The sequence below is a fragment of the Leucobacter rhizosphaerae genome, from assembly GCF_022919175.1.
GTDB lineage: Bacteria > Actinomycetota > Actinomycetes > Actinomycetales > Microbacteriaceae > Leucobacter > Leucobacter rhizosphaerae.
Genome location: NZ_CP095043.1, coordinates 1714150 through 1731265 on the forward strand (window position 1 = coordinate 1714150; position 17116 = coordinate 1731265).

At 66.9% G+C, this 17116-nt stretch carries 18 protein-coding genes; 10 read left to right on the forward strand and 8 right to left on the reverse strand.

Features of this window, described 5'->3' with window-relative positions; genetic code table 11:
* Window positions 1-640: 640 nt before the first annotated feature.
* The 4 genes from MUN76_RS07895 to MUN76_RS07910 all read right to left on the reverse strand — a co-directional run bounded on the left by MUN76_RS07895 (window position 641) and on the right by MUN76_RS07910 (window position 4186).
* Complete coding sequence (locus tag MUN76_RS07895) at window positions 641-2050, reverse strand: SNIPE associated domain-containing protein (protein WP_244683788.1); 1410 nt, start codon at window positions 2048-2050, stop codon at window positions 641-643.
* A 198-nt stretch (window positions 2051-2248) separates the two neighbouring features.
* Window positions 2249-3199 (reverse strand): DUF2971 domain-containing protein, encoded by a 951-nt coding sequence (locus MUN76_RS07900; RefSeq protein ID WP_244683790.1) that lies wholly within the window; start codon window positions 3197-3199, stop codon window positions 2249-2251.
* A 289-nt stretch (window positions 3200-3488) separates the two neighbouring features.
* Window positions 3489-3587 (reverse strand): 30S ribosomal protein bS22, encoded by a 99-nt coding sequence (locus MUN76_RS07905; protein WP_005504750.1) that lies wholly within the window; start codon window positions 3585-3587, stop codon window positions 3489-3491.
* Window positions 3588-3703: 116 nt separating this feature from the next.
* Window positions 3704-4186 carry an ArsR/SmtB family transcription factor gene (locus tag MUN76_RS07910; RefSeq protein WP_244683791.1) on the reverse strand — a complete coding sequence of 161 codons (483 nt, stop codon included), beginning with the start codon at window positions 4184-4186 and terminating at the stop codon, window positions 3704-3706.
* 148 nt (window positions 4187-4334) lie between these two features.
* Between MUN76_RS07910 and MUN76_RS07915 the strand changes: the two genes are divergently transcribed.
* Entirely contained in the window at window positions 4335-5708 is a 1374-nt protein-coding gene (locus MUN76_RS07915) for a TrkH family potassium uptake protein (RefSeq protein ID WP_244688714.1), read from the forward strand.
* On the forward strand, window positions 5701-6366 hold the full coding sequence (locus MUN76_RS07920) for a potassium channel family protein (protein ID WP_244683793.1): 666 nt from the start codon (window positions 5701-5703) through the stop codon (window positions 6364-6366). Before MUN76_RS07915 ends, MUN76_RS07920 begins: the two co-directional genes overlap by 8 nt.
* Window positions 6367-6442: 76 nt before the next feature.
* Here the strand turns inward: MUN76_RS07920 and proC are convergent, their stop codons facing one another.
* Window positions 6443-7252: a pyrroline-5-carboxylate reductase gene (gene proC, locus MUN76_RS07925; protein WP_244688716.1), complete on the reverse strand. Its 810-nt coding sequence runs from the start codon at window positions 7250-7252 to the stop codon at window positions 6443-6445.
* A gap of 378 nt (window positions 7253-7630) precedes the next feature.
* On the opposite strand from proC, the gene MUN76_RS07930 reads away from it, so the two are divergent.
* The 5 genes from MUN76_RS07930 (at window position 7631) to MUN76_RS07950 (ending at window position 12871) form a co-directional block, all read left to right on the forward strand.
* Window positions 7631-8593: a cation diffusion facilitator family transporter gene (locus tag MUN76_RS07930; RefSeq protein ID WP_244683795.1), complete on the forward strand. Its 963-nt coding sequence runs from the start codon at window positions 7631-7633 to the stop codon at window positions 8591-8593.
* 253 nt (window positions 8594-8846) lie between these two features.
* Window positions 8847-9986, forward strand: a complete 1140-nt coding sequence (locus MUN76_RS07935; protein ID WP_244683797.1) for an ABC transporter substrate-binding protein — start codon at window positions 8847-8849, stop codon at window positions 9984-9986.
* Window positions 9987-10055: 69 nt separating this feature from the next.
* A complete protein-coding gene (locus tag MUN76_RS07940; protein ID WP_244683798.1) occupies window positions 10056-10925 on the forward strand; it encodes an ABC transporter permease in 870 nt (289 codons plus the stop codon).
* Entirely contained in the window at window positions 10922-11758 is an 837-nt protein-coding gene (locus MUN76_RS07945; RefSeq protein WP_244683800.1) for an ABC transporter permease, read from the forward strand. Before MUN76_RS07940 ends, MUN76_RS07945 begins: the two co-directional genes overlap by 4 nt.
* Complete coding sequence (locus MUN76_RS07950) at window positions 11759-12871, forward strand: ABC transporter ATP-binding protein (RefSeq protein WP_244683802.1); 1113 nt, start codon at window positions 11759-11761, stop codon at window positions 12869-12871.
* A 43-nt stretch (window positions 12872-12914) separates the two neighbouring features.
* Here the strand turns inward: MUN76_RS07950 and MUN76_RS07955 are convergent, their stop codons facing one another.
* A complete protein-coding gene (locus tag MUN76_RS07955; protein ID WP_244688718.1) occupies window positions 12915-13349 on the reverse strand; it encodes a nucleoside deaminase in 435 nt (144 codons plus the stop codon).
* A gap of 56 nt (window positions 13350-13405) precedes the next feature.
* Between MUN76_RS07955 and upp the strand changes: the two genes are divergently transcribed.
* The 3 genes from upp (at window position 13406) to MUN76_RS07970 (ending at window position 16028) form a co-directional block, all read left to right on the forward strand.
* Window positions 13406-14041, forward strand: a complete 636-nt coding sequence (gene upp, locus MUN76_RS07960; protein WP_244683803.1) for a uracil phosphoribosyltransferase — start codon at window positions 13406-13408, stop codon at window positions 14039-14041.
* Between the two features lie 506 nt (window positions 14042-14547).
* Window positions 14548-15282 (forward strand): winged helix-turn-helix domain-containing protein, encoded by a 735-nt coding sequence (locus MUN76_RS07965; protein WP_244683805.1) that lies wholly within the window; start codon window positions 14548-14550, stop codon window positions 15280-15282.
* 89 nt (window positions 15283-15371) lie between these two features.
* The gene (locus MUN76_RS07970; RefSeq protein WP_244683807.1) at window positions 15372-16028 is read left to right on the forward strand and encodes a DUF4870 domain-containing protein; all 657 of its coding nucleotides are present in this window, start codon (window positions 15372-15374) and stop codon (window positions 16026-16028) included.
* A gap of 61 nt (window positions 16029-16089) precedes the next feature.
* Here MUN76_RS07970 and MUN76_RS07975 read toward each other — a convergent pair whose 3' ends face one another.
* The gene (locus tag MUN76_RS07975) at window positions 16090-16455 is read right to left on the reverse strand and encodes a TIGR02611 family protein (protein WP_244683809.1); all 366 of its coding nucleotides are present in this window, start codon (window positions 16453-16455) and stop codon (window positions 16090-16092) included.
* Window positions 16456-16498: 43 nt separating this feature from the next.
* Entirely contained in the window at window positions 16499-17086 is a 588-nt protein-coding gene (locus tag MUN76_RS07980; protein ID WP_244683811.1) for a 1,2-dihydroxy-3-keto-5-methylthiopentene dioxygenase, read from the reverse strand.
* Window positions 17087-17116 lie beyond the last annotated feature (30 nt).

Here is a 17116-nt window from a genome sequence, read left to right on the forward strand (position 1 = left end):
GGTTCGGGAGTCAGGCGGCAACGGCAAGACCGTGAATATGGGCGGTGTGACGCTCGCTGCGGCTGCCCCACGTGACCAGTTGCGGGATCTCGAGGACGCCGTTTCTCGTGCGTTGAGAGAAGGCTGATCAGAAGATCGACGCGTCACTCCAGCAACAGGCCCAGGCCGGACGCAAGGCCGGCCACTAACAAACAAGGTGCCCCTTCATGGCTTCGGCTGTGGAGGGGCACTCTTTGTGTTTCTCTGGTCGTTGTTCAAGGGTCTGAGGCTGCGAATCTCCTCGATCTCTGTGACGATGGAAGTTCATCTGCCATAGCCGCGAGAAGGGATCATGGGAAACGAGTCACGCAAACCACGCATGTCCCTGGGGGTGTACTTCACAGGGCTCGCAGTGTTCATGGTGATGGGGATCGCAATGATTCCGCTCGGATTGTCGGGTTCGCTCCCGATATATGTGAGCTTCGGGCTACTCGTGGGGGTAATCGTCTGGTCTTGGTATGACCCTCGATACGTTCGGACCTCATTCAGAGACGGTCTTTGGCGCAGACGAGAACAGTAGCCCCGACAGATCGCCAGGCCGGCCATTAACACACAGGTGCCCCTCTTCAGCTACGGCTGCGGAGGGGCACTTTTCGTGTTTCTAGACGGCCGCGGGCTCGCTGGTCAGCACTGCTCTGATGCTCTGACTTTCCCTGAATTCCTCGGCCGCGGGATCGATGGTGAACTCGAGCACCTCGACATTGTGCTGCTTCAGCGCTTCAAGCACCTGTTCAGGAGTGGTCTTGAAGTACTCCCTACGGAGGTTCACCTGATTGATGCGATCCTGCGAGAACTCCTTATGCAGCATGTTCTCGATCGACACGGCATCATCCGCGAAAAACAGTGCGTGCACGTCAAAGCGGAACGGGACCGACGCGTCGCCAAGCTCCCGGACTCGATCCATGGGCTCGAGTCGCCGTGTCATTCCGATCTTTACGACATCGGGCCCGAACGATCCCACATTTGAAATCACGTACACGTACCCGGCACGAATGTTGGCAGCGCGGTAATCCACGTCCTCGATTGCTCTTTCAACATCAGCGAGCTTGGCGAGCATCCGTTCAACACCCTCATCGTCGCCTTTAGCCCTAAGCGCGTCGAGCGTCGACTGATAATGAGTCTTCTCCTTCTCGAGCCGCTCTTGCTCCTTCTTGAGCTCGAGTTCCGCTTTCCGCTGTTCCCGAAGCTCCGCGCGGTGCTCCCGTTCTAGCTCCTTCTCTTGCTGAAGCGCTTTCAGGTGCCGGTTGGCGAGCTCAATCTCTTTGAGTCGCAGATGGTGGAAGTGATCCGTGATCTGAAGATCGATCATCTTGCCGTTCCGGGCGATCTGTTCAGCTGCCTTGCTAAGTCGAGCCTGCGCAGTTGCGAGGTTTCCGGCCTTGGTGGTTTTGATCGCGTTCTCGGCTTCAGCGTTGTAAGCACGCAGGAGCAGCTTCTTGAGCGCATTACTGAGACGCTTGCCCTGCGCTGCAGAGTTGTTGAAGAGGAACCCATCTGCCATCGAGGCTGCGTAGTCGTTCCGAATTGCGCTCTTGATTTTCATGCGAACGGCCTCAAGCTCGGTGGCCAACTTCGTAGACGCGTCGGCGGGGTGCTCGTAATCGAACAGTCCCACGTCCTGGAAGTCCCGGGTGGCCGTTAGCGTGACCACCTCTTCACGAAGGGCATCGAGCTCCGCCTGCACACCATCGCGTTCCTGCGTCAGCCGGGCAACGTCTTGGTCGATGTCTGCTTGGAACTTGTTGAGCGCGTCGATTCGTTCCTGACGCCACAACGTGAAGTCTTCGTACTTGCGTAGGCCGTGCTTGTTTACGATGCTCTCAAGACCGTGGATGCTCTGCTGGGCATGGGCGATCATGTCGCGGGCTTCTCGCTTCGAGAGCTTCGAAGCTTCGATGGTCGAGAAGTCTGTGTGCTCGTGCTCGGTCCAGGTGTTTCCGTCCCACCATCGGACTGTGCCAGGCCTATTAGCGTCAGGGTTCGGGTACCAGCCCGCGGGAGTCTGAGTCATATCCAGATCCTGGCATAGGGATCACGCGCGACCAGCTGTAATCTTGAACCGTGCCCATTTAGTTATCCGAAGCCATTAGGGCGTGCATTGTCGCACGCTTCGGAATGGCTCCCACGAGCACGAAGTCTCGAAACCCAATGGATACTTCGCTTCGCCCCCGCACGGGCTCAATCTGAGGAACATGTACCGAAAGCTCAGCTAGCCAATGAACGGGGACGCACTTCTTGAGAGTTCCACGTCCCTATATCCGTTAACAGCCAAAAAGTTCTCGAGCGTCCTCAATGCCGAGCTCCTATGACCTGTCGGGCTGAGTTTAACTTCGAGGATGGGCAGCTTCTCGACCGTTTCTATGCAGGCATGGATTCTTTTCCCTCCCACTGTGAGCGAGTCACCAAGAGGCTCGAGTGTGGAATAGCCGACCCGGACGTGGCGGGCCAATCCTCGGGGAGAGTCTCGAAATCCGAGGAACGCCTGCTCTGGCGACACTCGAATAATCTTGCGGACTTCCGACTCCGCTGAAAAGGAAGAGTGTTTCGTCCTCCCCAGGATTCTCGAACGATAGTCAGTAATGAAGCTCCGATGGAGATCATCCGGCCCTCCGGCTCTTCGCGCGGCATGAGCTATCTGACGGGCGAGTTGCTCGGCTGTCTCCTGCTCGTAATCAACTGCAACCCAGTCATTCGAGATAGTAGCTGCCGCGTGAGGATACGGAGCGTCCAGCTTGATCCCGGGTAATTCGTCGGGGCCCAATTCTCGATCAAGTGACCCGAGATCCACGATCGGGCGAAGTCTCTTATCGGGGTCGAATCGAATGGCGTAACTCGCACTTTCGCCATAGTTCCTCCACAACGAAAGATTGTCTCCATTCGTTGAGGCGCTAACGAGATAGAGGCCTTCTGATTCATCTACTGTCTCCGCAAATGTGCCTAGCAAAGCCAAGGCATTCGCGAGAAAACCAGGATTCTCTGACATCGCTTCTTCAGCGAGCGCCTTCTCGACGACTTCCCTACCCTCAAGTAGTTCTTTCGCGTCGTTCATTTGAGTGGCAGGACAGGCAAAGAGGTAGTCGTTCTCGACTATTCCCCTCAGTCCCGCAGCTGTGGTGTAGTGCCACACTTCGTCTGGCTTCACCGGAAGGCTCTCATCCATGACGACAAGGTATCAGCGAGTAGACGCGCGGTCGCCAACTGTGCGTGGGAACCTAGTCAGGCCATCCCAGGACCCGGGAATCTAATCAGCCGTCACGAACGTCTAATAGCGACGTTCGTGACGTCGCCTTGCCTGATTTGCCATCAGGCGGAACGGTCCGCAGACTGTCCTCAATTTGTCCGCAGGTATGCCAAATGCGGACCATTCTTCACTATGCCCCACAACGGCGAAAAGGGCATGAAATAGCGGCTGGCAGAGATACACAACCGCTGCCAACCGCTATCGAAATCTACTTCTTGTTGCGGCGCTGGTGACGCGTCTTCCGAAGCAGCTTGCGGTGCTTCTTCTTCGACATACGCTTACGGCGCTTCTTGATTACTGAACCCACGGTTACCTCACAACGTCTCCAGGGCCGCCGGAGCGTGGCCCACAAAACACATATCTTACTATCGAGTCCCGCTCAGAAGAAATCACACCGCAATATCCCTGATCATGGGACGGGGGTCACCCTCGCAGGCGGAAGCGGGCGACGAGTTCCTTCACCCGGTTCTCGGCGAGCGCCGCGGCCCGACCGATGCGCTCGGCCGCCGCGGTGGCCTCCTCCGAGAGCACCTCGTCGCCGTCCGCGGCATCGCCGAAGGAATCCGTCGACCCCGGTCCCGGCACCCGCTCACCGTCCTCGGAGAGATACTCGACCGTGACCTCGGTGTCGAACCCGGCGGAGAGGAACGGGATCACGAAGTCCTCGACCATCTCGAGGGGCTCGGGATCGAGCGAGTAGAAGCGGTGCTGCCCCTCCTCGCGCACGGTCACCAACTCGGCCTCGCGCAGCACCTTGAGGTGCTTCGAGACGGTGGGCTGGCTGATCTCCAGCCGGCTCACGATCTCGGACACGCTGATTTCCTCGTCACGCAGGTGTCGCTCGAGCAACACCTGCAGGATGTCGCGTCGTGTCGCGTCAGCGATGACCCCGAAAATATCTGGCATAGCCCCAGGTTAGCCCGCATTGGTGTGTAGCATGACAACGTCGACCGAATCGGGATCGATCTCACCCAGGAAAGAAGCAGTCGTGCGGGCACTCACCGCGAGCAATCGGGCCTCCGCCCCGCTCGCACAGAAGTCCTGGATCAACGCGATGATCCAGTCGTCGCCGCCGCGGTTCGCACTCCTGGTCTTCACCGCGCTCATCATGGTCTGGACCGCCCTGCTGGCGCTCCCGTTCTCCAGCCGCAGCGGCGAGATGACGCCATTCGCCGATGCGCTCTTCACCGCCGTCTCCGCGATCTGCGTCACCGGCCTCTCGACGGTGGACATGGCGGTGCACTGGTCGTTCTTCGGCGAGATCGTCATTCTCGTCGGGCTCCAGATCGGCGGCATCGGCGTGCTCACCCTCGCGAGCATCCTCGGACTCACGGTGACGCGGCGCCTGGGCCTGCGGCAGCGCCTCCTGGCCGCGAGCGACACGAACCCCATGCGCATGGGACGGGGCGTCTCCGAGAGCCAGGCCGTCGGCCTCGGTGAGATCGGCGGGCTGCTCGCCGCGGTCGCGACGAGCCTGCTCGTCATCGAGGTCGTGCTCACCGCGCTCATCATGCCGAGCCTCATGGCGGCCGGCTACGACTTCTGGCACGCCCTGTGGAACAGCTTTTACCTGGCGGCCTCCGCGTTCACGAACACCGGCTTCGTGCCGCTGGTGGGCGGCCTCGAGCCGTTCGCCAACGACTTCTACCTGCTCTCGGTCATCGCCGTCGGCGTCTTCCTCGGCGCCATCGGTTTTCCCGTCATCTTCGCCCTCTACCGCTACGTCATCGGCGGCGGCTGGCGTGCGCACAAGCGGCTCGGCCTCCACACCAAGCTGACGCTCACGACCACCCTCATCTTCGTGGTCTTCGGCTGGCTCGCGATCACGGCGCTCGAGTGGAACAACGCACGGACCCTCGGCGCGCAGGACGTCGGGCAGACCCTCTTCAACGCGGGATACATGTCCATCATGACCCGGTCGGGTGGACTCGGGATCGTGGATCCCGCGGACATGAACGGTTCGACGCTGCTGGTGATGGACATGCTCATGTTCGTGGGCGGAGGATCCGCATCCACCGCGGGTGGCATCAAGGTCACGACCATCGCCGTGCTCTTCCTCGCGGCCTACGCCGAGGCGCGCGGGTACCAGGACATGCAGGCGTTCGACCGCCGGATCCCGAACGAGGTGCTGCGGGTCGCGATCTCGGTGCTCATCTGGGGCGCGACCATCGTGCTCGTCTCGACCGTGACCCTCATGCACATGACGGGCCGATCGCTCGACGTCGTACTGTTCGAAGTCATCTCCGCGTTCGGCACCTGCGGGCTGACGACCGGGCTCTCGGCCGAGGTCTCGGACCCCGGCAAATACGTCCTCGCCGCCACCATGTGGGCGGGTCGTGTGGGGACGGTGACGCTGGCGGCCGCCGTCGCGGCGACCAGCCGTTCCCGCCTCTTCCGCCTCCCCGAAGAAAGGCCGATCGTTGGTTGATATTCGCAGTGATGCCCCGGTCATCGTGATCGGTCTCGGGCGCTTCGGCGCCTCGACCGCTGGACAGCTGGACCGGCAGGACCGCGAGGTCCTCGTCGTCGACACCGACCCGCTGCTCGTGCAGAAGTGGTCGGATCGGGTGACGCATGCGGTGCAGGCCGATGCCCGCTCCATGGAGGCGCTCCGGCAGATCGGCGCGGACGAGTTCCAGATCGCCGTCGTCGCCACCGGCGCCTCGATCGAGGCGAGTGTGCTGATCGCCGCGAACCTCGTGGATCTCGGGATCCCGCAGATCTGGGCGAAGGCCATCTCCGCGTCGCACGGCAAGATCCTCGAGCGGATCGGCGTGAACCACGTCATCTATCCGGAGCGCGAGGCCGGTGAGCGCGTCGCCCACCTGCTCAGCGGCAGCATGCTCGACTTCATCCAGTTCGACGACAACTACGTCATCGTGAAGATGTACCCGCCGCGGTCGATCCGAGGCCGGTCGCTCACGGAGAGCGGGGTGCGCACGCGCTACCGGGTGACCGTCGTCGGCGTGAAGACACCGGGCCAGCCGTTCTCGCACGCGACCCAGGACACCGTGATCTCGCCGCACGACCTCATCATCGTGTCGGGGACGGCGTCGGACGTGGAGCGCTTCGCCGCGATCGGGTAGCGAGGCGACCCAGGAGTGCGGCCGGCTCGCGCCAGGATCGGTCTCACGCGGCGATCGGGCGACCGCGACCCGGCGCCTACTCTCCCGCCAGCTCCTCGGAGCGGCGGATGTTGGCGGCGAGCGCGCGGTCGAAGAGGTCGGCCCAGCCCGCGGCCTGCAGCACGAGGATGGCCTGCTCGGTCGTGCCCTTCGGGCTCGTCACGCGCCGTCGGAGCTCCGCGGGGTCGTCGTCGTCGCGCGCCATGAGCTCGGCCGACCCGGCGATCGTGCCCTGCGCGAGCACCTCCGCCTGCGCGTCGTCGAAGCCGAGGCGCCGCGCCGCCGCCGTCATCTCCTCGGCGAAGAGGAAGAGGTAGGCGGGCCCCGATCCGGAGACCGCGGCGACCGCATCGATCTGGTCCTCCCGCACCACCAGCGCCGTCCCCACCGTCTCGAACAGGCGACGCACCGTGTCCACGGCGGCCGCGTCGGCGGTCGCTCCCGGCGCGATCCCGGTCACGCCCCGTCCGATCAGGGAGGGGGTGTTCGGCATCGCGCGCACGACCGCCACCCCGGCGGGCAGGGCCGCTTCGATGGGTGCGGTCGGCACGCCGGCCGCCACGCTCACGACGATCGCACCCGGCTCGAGCGCGTCCGAGATCTCGCGGGCGACGTCGAGGATCATCCACGGCTTGACCGCGAGGATCACGAGCCCCGCCCCGCGCACGGCCTCGCGGTTCGCGTCGGCATCGGTCTCGGACGACCGCGCGACGACGTCGTCGGCGCCGTCGAACGCGGCGGCGCTCTCAGCCGATCGTGTGGTGATGGCGATCGGCGTCTCGATCTGCACGCCGGGCGCGCGGAGCCCGGCGAGGATCGCACCGCCCATCGAACCGACGCCGATCATGGCGGTGCGGGGCAGGGCTGCGGGGGCGGGGGTCGCGGTCGTTTCACTCACCCGTGCAGTCTACGGCCGACCCCGGACACCCGGCCCGCACCTCTGTGCCGCCCAGCAATCATGACGGAGATCTCACGTGCGCAGGAGTGAAGTGCCGAAAGACGTCCGCCATACGTGAGATCTCCTCCGTAATTGACGCGACGCGCGGGTCCCAGCGCTCGGAACGCAACGCGCGGGCCCCGCCTTGCCGCCCACTGCGAGCCACACGCGGCCACTCCCGAGCCTGTCAGACGAGTCACGTCGCATTCCGCCCGCCCGGACGGTGCCGCGTAGAATGTCGGCATCGAGCGGATCACGGCGACCCGCGCACTCGGGAGGCAACTGGGCATGAGCGCTACAGGCGGCAGCAAGGCGATCATCGCGGCATTTCTCGCGAACATGGGCATCGCGATCACCAAGTTCATCGCGTGGGCGTTCTCGGGCTCGTCCTCGATGCTGGCGGAGGGTGTGCACTCGCTCGCCGACTCGGGCAACCAGCTCCTCCTGCTGCTCGGCGGCAAGCGGGCGCGCAAGGAGGCCGACAAGGAGCACCCCTTCGGCCACGGCCGCGTGCGCTACGTCTACGCGTTCGTCGTCGCGATCGTGCTCTTCTCCATCGGTGGCGTGTTCTCGATCTACGAGGGCATCTCGAAGATCCAGCACCCGCACCCGCTCGAGATGTGGTGGCTCCCGCTCCTGGTGCTCGCCATCGCGATCGTGCTCGAGAGCTTCTCCCTGCGCACCGCGGTCCGCGAGAGCCGCCCCCACAAGGGCGACTCCAGCTGGTTCCAGTTCATCCGCCGCTCGAAGGCCCCGGAGCTGCCGGTCGTGCTCCTGGAGGACATCGCGGCGCTCCTCGGCCTCGTCATCGCGTTCTTCGGTGTCGGACTCACGGTCCTCACCGGCAACAGCCTCTTCGACGGCATCTCGACCATCGCCATCGGCGTGCTGCTCGTGGGCGTGGCCGTCATCATCGGCGTCGAGGTGAAGAGCCTCCTCGTGGGCGAGGGCGCGGGCGACGAGGACGTGGCCAAGATCGAAGCCGCGATCCTGGCCGGCAAGGACATCGACCGCATCATCCACATGAAGACCCTCTACCTCGGTCCCGATGAGTTCATGGTCGGCGCGAAGATCAGCCTGCCGTCGACCTGCACGATGCAGGAGGTCTCCGCCATCGTGAACCTCGCCGAGCGCCGGATCCGCGAGGCCGTGCCGGCCGCGCGCGTGATCTACCTGGAGCCGGACGTCTACCTCGACCCCAACGTGTCGCAGCCGACGACGAGCTCCATCGTGATGCTCTCGAGCGACTGACGCGACCGATCCCGACCGACCCCGACCGGTTCTGACCGGTTCTGACGCGATCCGAATCGACCGCGTCCGACCGACCCCGGTCACGCCCCGATAACGATCGGCGCCCATCTCCGGATGGACACCGCGCGTTTCCCGGGGCGTTGCCAACGCAACACTTGCGGCTCCTACCGTGGTGTTTCGGATCGGCGCTGCGAAACGCAGCCGCCGCTTGCGCCACCACGGCGATCCGACACCAGTATCGGAAGGATCTGAAGTGACTTCACGCGCACTCCTGCGCTCTGCGGCCCTCGCCAGCCTCCTCGTGATCGGAGGCACGCTCACCGCGTGCGCCCCGTCCGGAGCCGACGCCACCGACGCCTCGGGCTCCGAGGTCGACGCCGCCACCGCCACGAGCGCCGAGGACTTCGGCGGCCTCGAGGGACTCATCGCCGCCGCACAGGCCGAGGGCGAGCTCAACGTCATCGCCCTGCCGGAGACCTGGGCGAACTACGGCGAGATCATCGCCGGCTTCGAGGACGAGTACGGCATCACCGTCAACTCTGCCTCCCCTGACGCATCGAGCGCCGAGGAGATCCAGGCCGCCGAGAACCTCGCCGGGCAGGACACGGCACCTGACGTGTTCGATCTCGGCACAGCCGTCGCGCTCGAGAACACCGACATGTTCGCCGCCTACAAGGTTGAGACCTGGGACGACATTCCCGACGAGAACAAGCACCCCGACGGCCTCTGGGTCAACAACTACTCGGGCATCATGTCGATCGGCTACGACTCCGACACTCTGCCGGAGCCGACCTCCCTCGAGGACCTGGCCGGCGCGGAGTACCGCGGCGCCGTCGCGCTGAACGGCGATCCCACGCAGGCCGGTGCCGCGTTCGCCGCCGTCGGCTGGATCTCGGCGCTGAACGGCGGCGGGGTCGACGACTTCGGTCCCGGCATCGACTTCGTCGGCGATCTGCGCCAGGCGGGCAACCTGCTGACGCTCGATCCGACGCCCGCGACCATCGCCTCGGGAGAGACCCCCGCGGTCTTCGACTGGTCCTTCAACAACGTCGCCGCGGCGGCGGACAAGCCCAGCTGGAAGACCACGGTGCTCCCCGGTGCCGCCTACGTCTCCTTCTACAACGAGGCGATCAACACGGACGCTCCGCACCCGGCCGCAGCCCGCCTGTGGCAGGAGTGGATCTTCTCGGACGAGGCCCAGGCCCTCTTCCTCGAGGCCAACGCCGTTCCGGTTCGCGTCGACGCGCTGGCGGCCGCCGGAAGCGCCGACGAGACGCTCATCGAGGAGGCGACCTTCGGCACCGACAGCTCCGACTGGATCTCGCCGGACGAGGCCCAGACCGAGGCCGCGAACGCGGTGCTCACCGAGCGCTGGGCCGCCACGATCCAGTAGGCCCGAATGGGGGTGCCGGGCCGCGCCCGGCACCCCCACTCTGTGCGTGCCACACGTGCTCTCCTCACCATGACCTCCGCATCCCGCTCCCGGCTGACCCGCGCGCTCCCGGCGCTCGGCCTCGCCCCCTTCACCGCCTACGTCCTCCTCTTCCTCGCCGTCCCCACCCTGCTGGCCATCGCGAGCGGCTTCGGCAGTGAGGACGGCTTCACCCTCGCGAATCTCGCGGTGCTCGCGAGCCCCGAATCCCTCGCCGCGTTCGGCGCGAGCATGTGGATCAGCGCCCTCACCGCCGTCGTGGGCGCGGTCATCGGTGCCGTGCTCTGCTGGGCGCTCGCCGCGCTCCCCGAGCGCAGTCTGCTCCGCCGCATCATCGACTCGGCGAGCTCCGTGCTCGCGCAGTTCGGCGGGGTCATGCTCGCCTTCGCGTTCATCGCGACCATCGGCATCCAGGGCATCATCACCGTCCTGCTCCGCGAGGAGTTCGGGGTGGACCTCTACGCCGACGGCGTCTGGCTCTACGAATTGCCCGGGCTGATCCTCCCCTACCTCTACTTCCAGGTGCCGCTCATGGTCATCACCTTCCTCCCCGCCGTGAGCGCCCTGCGCCCGCGCTGGGCCGAGGCCGTCGCCACCCTCGGCGGGTCGAGCTGGGCCTACTGGTCGCGCGTCGGCCTCCCGCTCCTCGCTCCGAGCTTCCTGGGGTCGCTGCTCCTGCTCTTCGCCAATGCGTTCTCCTCGTACGCGACGGCGGCCGCCCTCATCAGCCAGGGCTCTCAGATCGTGCCGCTGCAGATCCGCGCGGCCCTCATCGGTGAGACGGGCAGCAGTGTCGCCGGCTCCGCAGGGATCCTCGCGCTCGGCATGATCGTCGTGATGACGATCGTCATGCTCGCGTACGGACGCCTCATGGCGCGAGCGGCGAGGTGGCAGCGATGAGCGCCCGGGTGCCGGGCCGACCGTCCCGCGGCGTCGCGATCCTCGTCATTGCGATCATCGGCGCGGTGTTCGTGATCCCACTCGTCGCGATGCTCGAGTTCACGCTCCGCCAGACCTCCGGCGGCTACGGCCTGGGGCATTGGGTCGCGCTCTTCGACCCGGAGAACGCGCGGAGCAACCGGGTGCTCGTGCAGGGCATCGGCAACTCGCTGCTGCTCGCGCTCCTGACGCTCGCCCTCGTGCTGCTGCTGTTCTTCCCGACCGTTGTGCTCGTGCACCTGCGGTTCCCGAAGCTGGAGCGGGCGCTCGACCTCCTCACGGTGCTGCCGATCGCGATCCCGGCGATCGTGCTGGTCGTCGGCTTCGCGCCGATCTACCGCATCATCGGCTCCCTCGTGGGCTCCGGGATCTGGAGCCTGAGCCTCGCCTACGGCGTGCTCGTGCTGCCGTTCGCCTATCGCGCCATCACGGCCGATCTCCAGGGGATGGATGCTCGAGTTCGCGCCGAGGCCGCGCGCTCCCTCGGCGCCGGCTGGGGCACCGTGCTCCTCCGGGTCATCGCGCCCGGGGTGCGGACGGGCCTGCTCGCCGCGTCGCTGCTCACGATCGCCATCGTGCTCGGCGAGTTCACCGTCTCCTCACTGCTCAACCGGACGACCCTCCAGGTCGCCCTCCTCCAGATCTCGAAGTCTGACCCGTTCGTCGCGGTCGCGGTCTCGCTGCTCTCCCTGGTCGGGGCTTTCATCGTGCTCCTGATCGTGAGCAGCACGGGCGGCGCTCCCCGGCGCCGGCGGCGATCCCGCACCCGACCCCACGCACAGAAGGGGGCCTAGATGCCCGCCCACCCGTCGACCGCCCCCACCACCCGGCCCGCAGCCGCGACCGGCTCCGCCGTCCACCTCGAGGGCGTCACCAAGTCCTATGGCGCCACCACGGTCCTCCACGGCATCGATCTCTCGCTCGCCCCGGGCGAGCTGGTCTGCCTGCTCGGTCCGTCGGGCTGCGGCAAGACCACCGCGCTCCGCTGCATCGCCGGGCTCGAGCAGGTCACCGCCGGACGCGTGCGCATCGGCGACGCCGACGTCACCGAGGTGCCGGTGAGCCGACGCGACATCGGCATGGTGTTCCAGCAGTACTCCCTGTTCCCGCACCTCACCGTCGCTCGCAATGTCGAGTTCGGGCTCGCGATGCGACGGGTGTCCCGTGCCGAGCGCGCCCGGCGGATCGGAGAGCTGCTCGAGATCGTCGGGCTCGACCACCTCGCGGAGCGCTACCCGCACGAGCTCTCGGGCGGCCAGCAGCAGCGCGTCGCCCTCGCTCGTGCGCTGGTCACCCGCCCGCGCGCGCTGCTGCTCGACGAGCCGCTCTCGGCGCTCGACGCCAAGGTGCGGGTGCGGCTGCGCGAGCAGATCCGCGCGATTCAGACGGAGCTCGGGATCACCACGATCTTCGTGACCCACGACCAGGAGGAGGCCCTCGCGGTCTCCGATCGCGTGGCGGTGATGGAGGCCGGCAGGATCGCGCAGCTCGGCACCCCCGAGGACCTCTACCGGCGGCCGGCGTCCCCGTTCGTCGCCGACTTCGTCGGCCTCTCCAACCGGGTCGACGGCGAGCTGCGGGGCGACCGGGTGATCCTGCGCGGGCTCCCGATCCCCGTGATCCCCGCGTCGGTGCCCACGAGCACGGGCGTCGCGGGAGCCCGGGTCACGGCGTACGTGCGGCCGGAGCACACGCTGCTCCGGGGCGGATCGGGCGAGGCCGCGAGCGACCTCACCGGCACGGTGCTGTCCAGCGGATTCCTGGGTTCGATCCGGCGCACGGTCGTGCAGTTCTCCGACGGATCCACCGTGGCGTCGCAGCACGGCGCCGGTGAGGCGTACCGTGCCGGCGACCGGGTGACGGTGGCGTTCGCGGCCGAGGCCGTGACGGTCGAGCCGCGGGTGTAGCGGGCGGGAGGGCGCTGGGGGGTGCCAGGAGGTGCCGTTGCCCTCAGCGGCGCTCGGCGAAGAACGCCTCGAGCAGCGCCGCGCACTCCTCGGCCCGCACCCCGGCGACCACCTCGGTCACCGGGTGCGGGAGCCGGCCGTCGCGCAGCAGGTCGTAGACGCTGCCCGCCGCCCCGGCCTTTTCGTCCCACGCGCCGAACACCACTCGCGGCACCCGCGCCGCGAGAATCGCTCCGGCGCACATGACGCAGGGCTCGAGGGTCACGACCAGGGTGCACCCCGACAGGATCCGATCGCCGAGCGCTCGCGCCGCGGCACGCAGCGCGAGGATCTCGGCGTGCGCCGTGGGATCCGGCACCGCCTCGCGCGTGTTGTGCCCGACCCCCAGCACCTCCCCGCTGGGCCCGAGCAGCACGGCGCCGACCGGGATCTCGCCGGACGCAGCGGCTCGCCGGGCCTCATCGAGCGCCCGCTCCATCGCGCTGCGCTCGAAGCCGGATGGAGGGATGGTCGTCACGAGAATAGGATAGGCGCATGCGAGTCTTCGTTGCGGATCACCCCCTCATCACCCACAAGCTCACCGTGCTGCGCGACGCCAAAACTCCGCAACCCACGTTCCGGCTCCTCATCGAGGAGCTCATGACGCTCCTGGCCTACGAGGCGACGCGCGAGGTTCGTGTCGAGCCGCACGAGATCCAGACCCCGGTAGCCCCCACGACCGGCGTTCGGCTGAGCCAGCCGCTCCCGCTCATCGTCCCGATTCTGCGCGCGGGGCTCGGCATGCTCGAGGGCATGGTGAAGCTCGTACCGACCGCCGAGGTGGGCTTCCTCGGCATGGTGCGCGATGAAGAGACGCTCCAGCCGACCACGTACGCCGAGCGCCTCCCCGACGACCTGTCGGGCCGCCAGTGCTTCGTACTCGACCCGATGCTCGCGACCGGAGGATCCCTCGCGGCGGCGATCAAGTTCCTCTTCGATCGCGGCGCCGACGACGTGACCGCGATCTGCGTGCTCGGTACCCCCGAGGGGGTCGAGGTGCTGCGCGAAGCCGCCGGCGACCGCAAGGTGACGCTGGTGCTCGGGGCGCTCGACGAGGGCCTGAACGAGCACGCCTACATCGTGCCCGGGCTCGGCGACGCGGGCGATCGCCTCTACGGCACGGCCGACTAGCCCCGAGCGGCCCTGCCCACTCGCGGCCACGGGCGCGGCCGCCATGCCCACTCGCGGCCGCTCAACCGCGCCGAGACCCCGCGTTCTCGCCGAGCGCCTCTGATCTGCGCGCTCACTTCGGAGGCGTTCGGCGAGACGGGAGGCGTTCGGCGAAGCGGAAGGCCTCCCGTCTCGCAACAGGCGCTTGACACCCGAGGCAATGGTTTGCTTAACTATGCCTTATGCATGAATCCACTCGCCCCCTGTCCGCCTTCGAGGTGAACATTGGGAATACCGGCATGATGATGGCCGGTCAGAGTGGCATGCGCTGTCGAATGTGCAAGTAACGGGAACGTTCGCCCGCGCACGGCCTCGATTCCGAGACCTGCGTCTCGTGTGAGCTTCGCTCCACGATTCCCCTCGACCCGCGATTCACGCCGGTCTGCGTTACCTCGAGCGGCATCGCCGCATCCCCGCCCAGGGCTCCGCGTCCCTCGGGCGGACACAGCACAAGGACAGTCATCATCATGAGCACCATCACCACCTCCGCCACCGCAGCTCCCACCGCCACCACCACCCGCGCCGCACTCCGCGCCGCGCGCCCGGATCTCACCGCCGACCTCGGCCCGTCCGCTCCCCCGGAGCGCCACGTCCCCGAGGGCACCGAGGTGCGCGGGTTCGCGCTCTACGTCGGTCTCGCCGACGACAAGATCGAGGACGGCGATCCGAAGCTGGGCGCCATCGTCACCCAGATCAAGCAGCTCGTCGCGCAGCTCGCACCCGCCGCCGACACCTACGCGGCGGTCGCCCTCGCGCCCGTCGGCACCGGAGGACGCGACGTCGACGTCGTGCGCCTCGCGCTCGGCGACCCGGCCGCGATCGCCCGCCAGAAGCAGGACACCGCCGAGGCGCAGGATCGCGCTCCGAGCGGCGTGATCCTCGACCTCTCGCGCAAGCGCGTACTGCTCGACAACGTCGCCGCCGCCCTCACCTTCCGCGAGTTCGAGCTGCTGCAGTACCTCGTGCTGCGCGAGGGACGCACGATCAGCCGCGACGAGCTCATCACGGCGCTCTGGTCCGATGCGCAGGACGAAGAGGTGCCGAACGAGCGCACCATCGACGTGCACGTGCGACGCCTCCGCGTGAAGCTGGCGCAGTACCAGGACATCGTGCGCACGGTGCGCGGCACAGGCTACCGCTTCGACCGGCACGCCGACGTCTCGATCCTGCACACCTCCGCGCCGAGCCCGGACGTCTTCTAGGGAATCGCCACACGGCGTCACGCTCTTTCACGTCACCCGCGGGTGGGGTAACGTCGTAGTCACGCCGCAATTTCCTGAAGGAGACTGACATGACTACGTTACCCCCCGAGGGTGCTGACGGCCAGGAGACTGGCGGCCAGCCCACGAGCAATGCGCCGGGCGAAGTGCCCGCAGCGCCGGTGACGCCCCCGGCTCCGCCCGCCGCGCCCACGACACCGCCGACGGCTCCTCCCGCGGCTCCGGTTCCGCCCGCTGCGCCGCAGTACCAGGCACCGCAGGCACCCCAAGCCCCGCAGCAGCCCGGCTACCAGGCTCCGCCGCAGGGCGCCCCGCACTACCAGCAGCCCCCGCAGGGCGGCTACCAGGCTCCCCCGCCCGGTGCCAGCTACGCGCAGCAGCCGGTCGCCGATCCGGTGAGCAACATCACGCTGAACTACTGGCTGTCGGTGTTCTTCAACTGGATCCCCGCCCTGATCTTCTTCCTCATCGAGAAGGACAAGGGCAACCCGCAGGCGTACGCATACCACCGCGACAACCTGAACTTCTCGCTTCTGCGCGTCGGTGTGGTCATCGCGACCTACATCATCGCGCTGATCCCGTACATCGGCTGGCTCGTCGCCGTCGTGCTCTGGATCGGCTCGATCGTGCTGTTCGTGTTCCACATCATCGCAGCGGTGAAGGCTCCCGACGCCTACCGCCGCGGCGAGAAGGCGCCGTTCATCTTCAACATCCCGCTGATCAAGTAACGCGGATGAACGCAGGAAGGCCCGGGCTTTGGCCCGGGCCTTCCTGCGTGTGCGGGGTGTCTCAGCCCGCCTGCGGATCCGCGAGGCGCGTCTTGCGCTCCCGCCGCGCGGCCCGCCAGGCGTTCCAGCGCTCCCAGAATCTCGCGAGCATCGCGCGCAGCCAGCCGAGCAGCCGACGCGCCCAGTGGTACTCGCTCCCGAGCAGCGTGAGCCCGACGAACACGATCAGCCAGCCGGGGCCCGGCAGCGGCACGAGAATCAACCCGACGACCACGATCAGCGCACCGAGCACCGTGACGACGACCTTGTAGGCGGTGTTCAACCAGGGGCGCCGACGGATCGCGCCGCGCCATCGCGCCATGAACCGCCCCACCGGGCGGCCCAGGCGTCGCGCGCGTGCGGCGTCGTCTGCGTACGGATCCCCCATACGCCCCGAGCGTAGAGCGTCGAACTGGAAGATCGCCCGACGGCTACGCGGCCGCGAGCTCCTTGCGGCGCGCGTGGAGCTGATCGAAGGTCGCGAAGGTCTCCGCGATCGGGCTGCCCGTGAAGTGCCCGATCCAGCCGTCGTCGTCGTGGAAGAAGCGGATCGAGGTGAACTCGGGGGCGGTGCCCATGTCGAACCAGTGCGTCGTGTTCGCCGGCACGGAGACGAGGTCCCCGGGCTCGCAATAGAGCGCGTGCACCTTGCCGTTGACGTGGAGGTAGAAGACACCGGCGCCCTTGGCGAAGAAGCGATCCTCGTCGTCATCGTGGCGGTGCTCGGAGAGGAACTTCTCGCGCGACGGGGTCTTCACCTCGTCGTAGTTCTCCTGGGCCGGGCTGAGCCCGACGATGTCGACGAGGGTGTACCCCTCGCTCACCTTCACCTGGTCGACCTCGTCGGCGTACAGCGCAAGGATCTCGTCCAGGCTCGCGTCGTCCGCGAACTCCTTGACCTCCCAGCGCGAGAAGCGCGCCCCGAGGCCGTTCAGCACCTCTCGGATCTCCTGCTCCTCCGTCGTCTCGATGACGGGGGTCGCGGGATCGGTCTCGTTCCAAACGGTGAGCAGTGTCATGGCAGGTCCTCTGGGTCGTCCGGGTGGGTC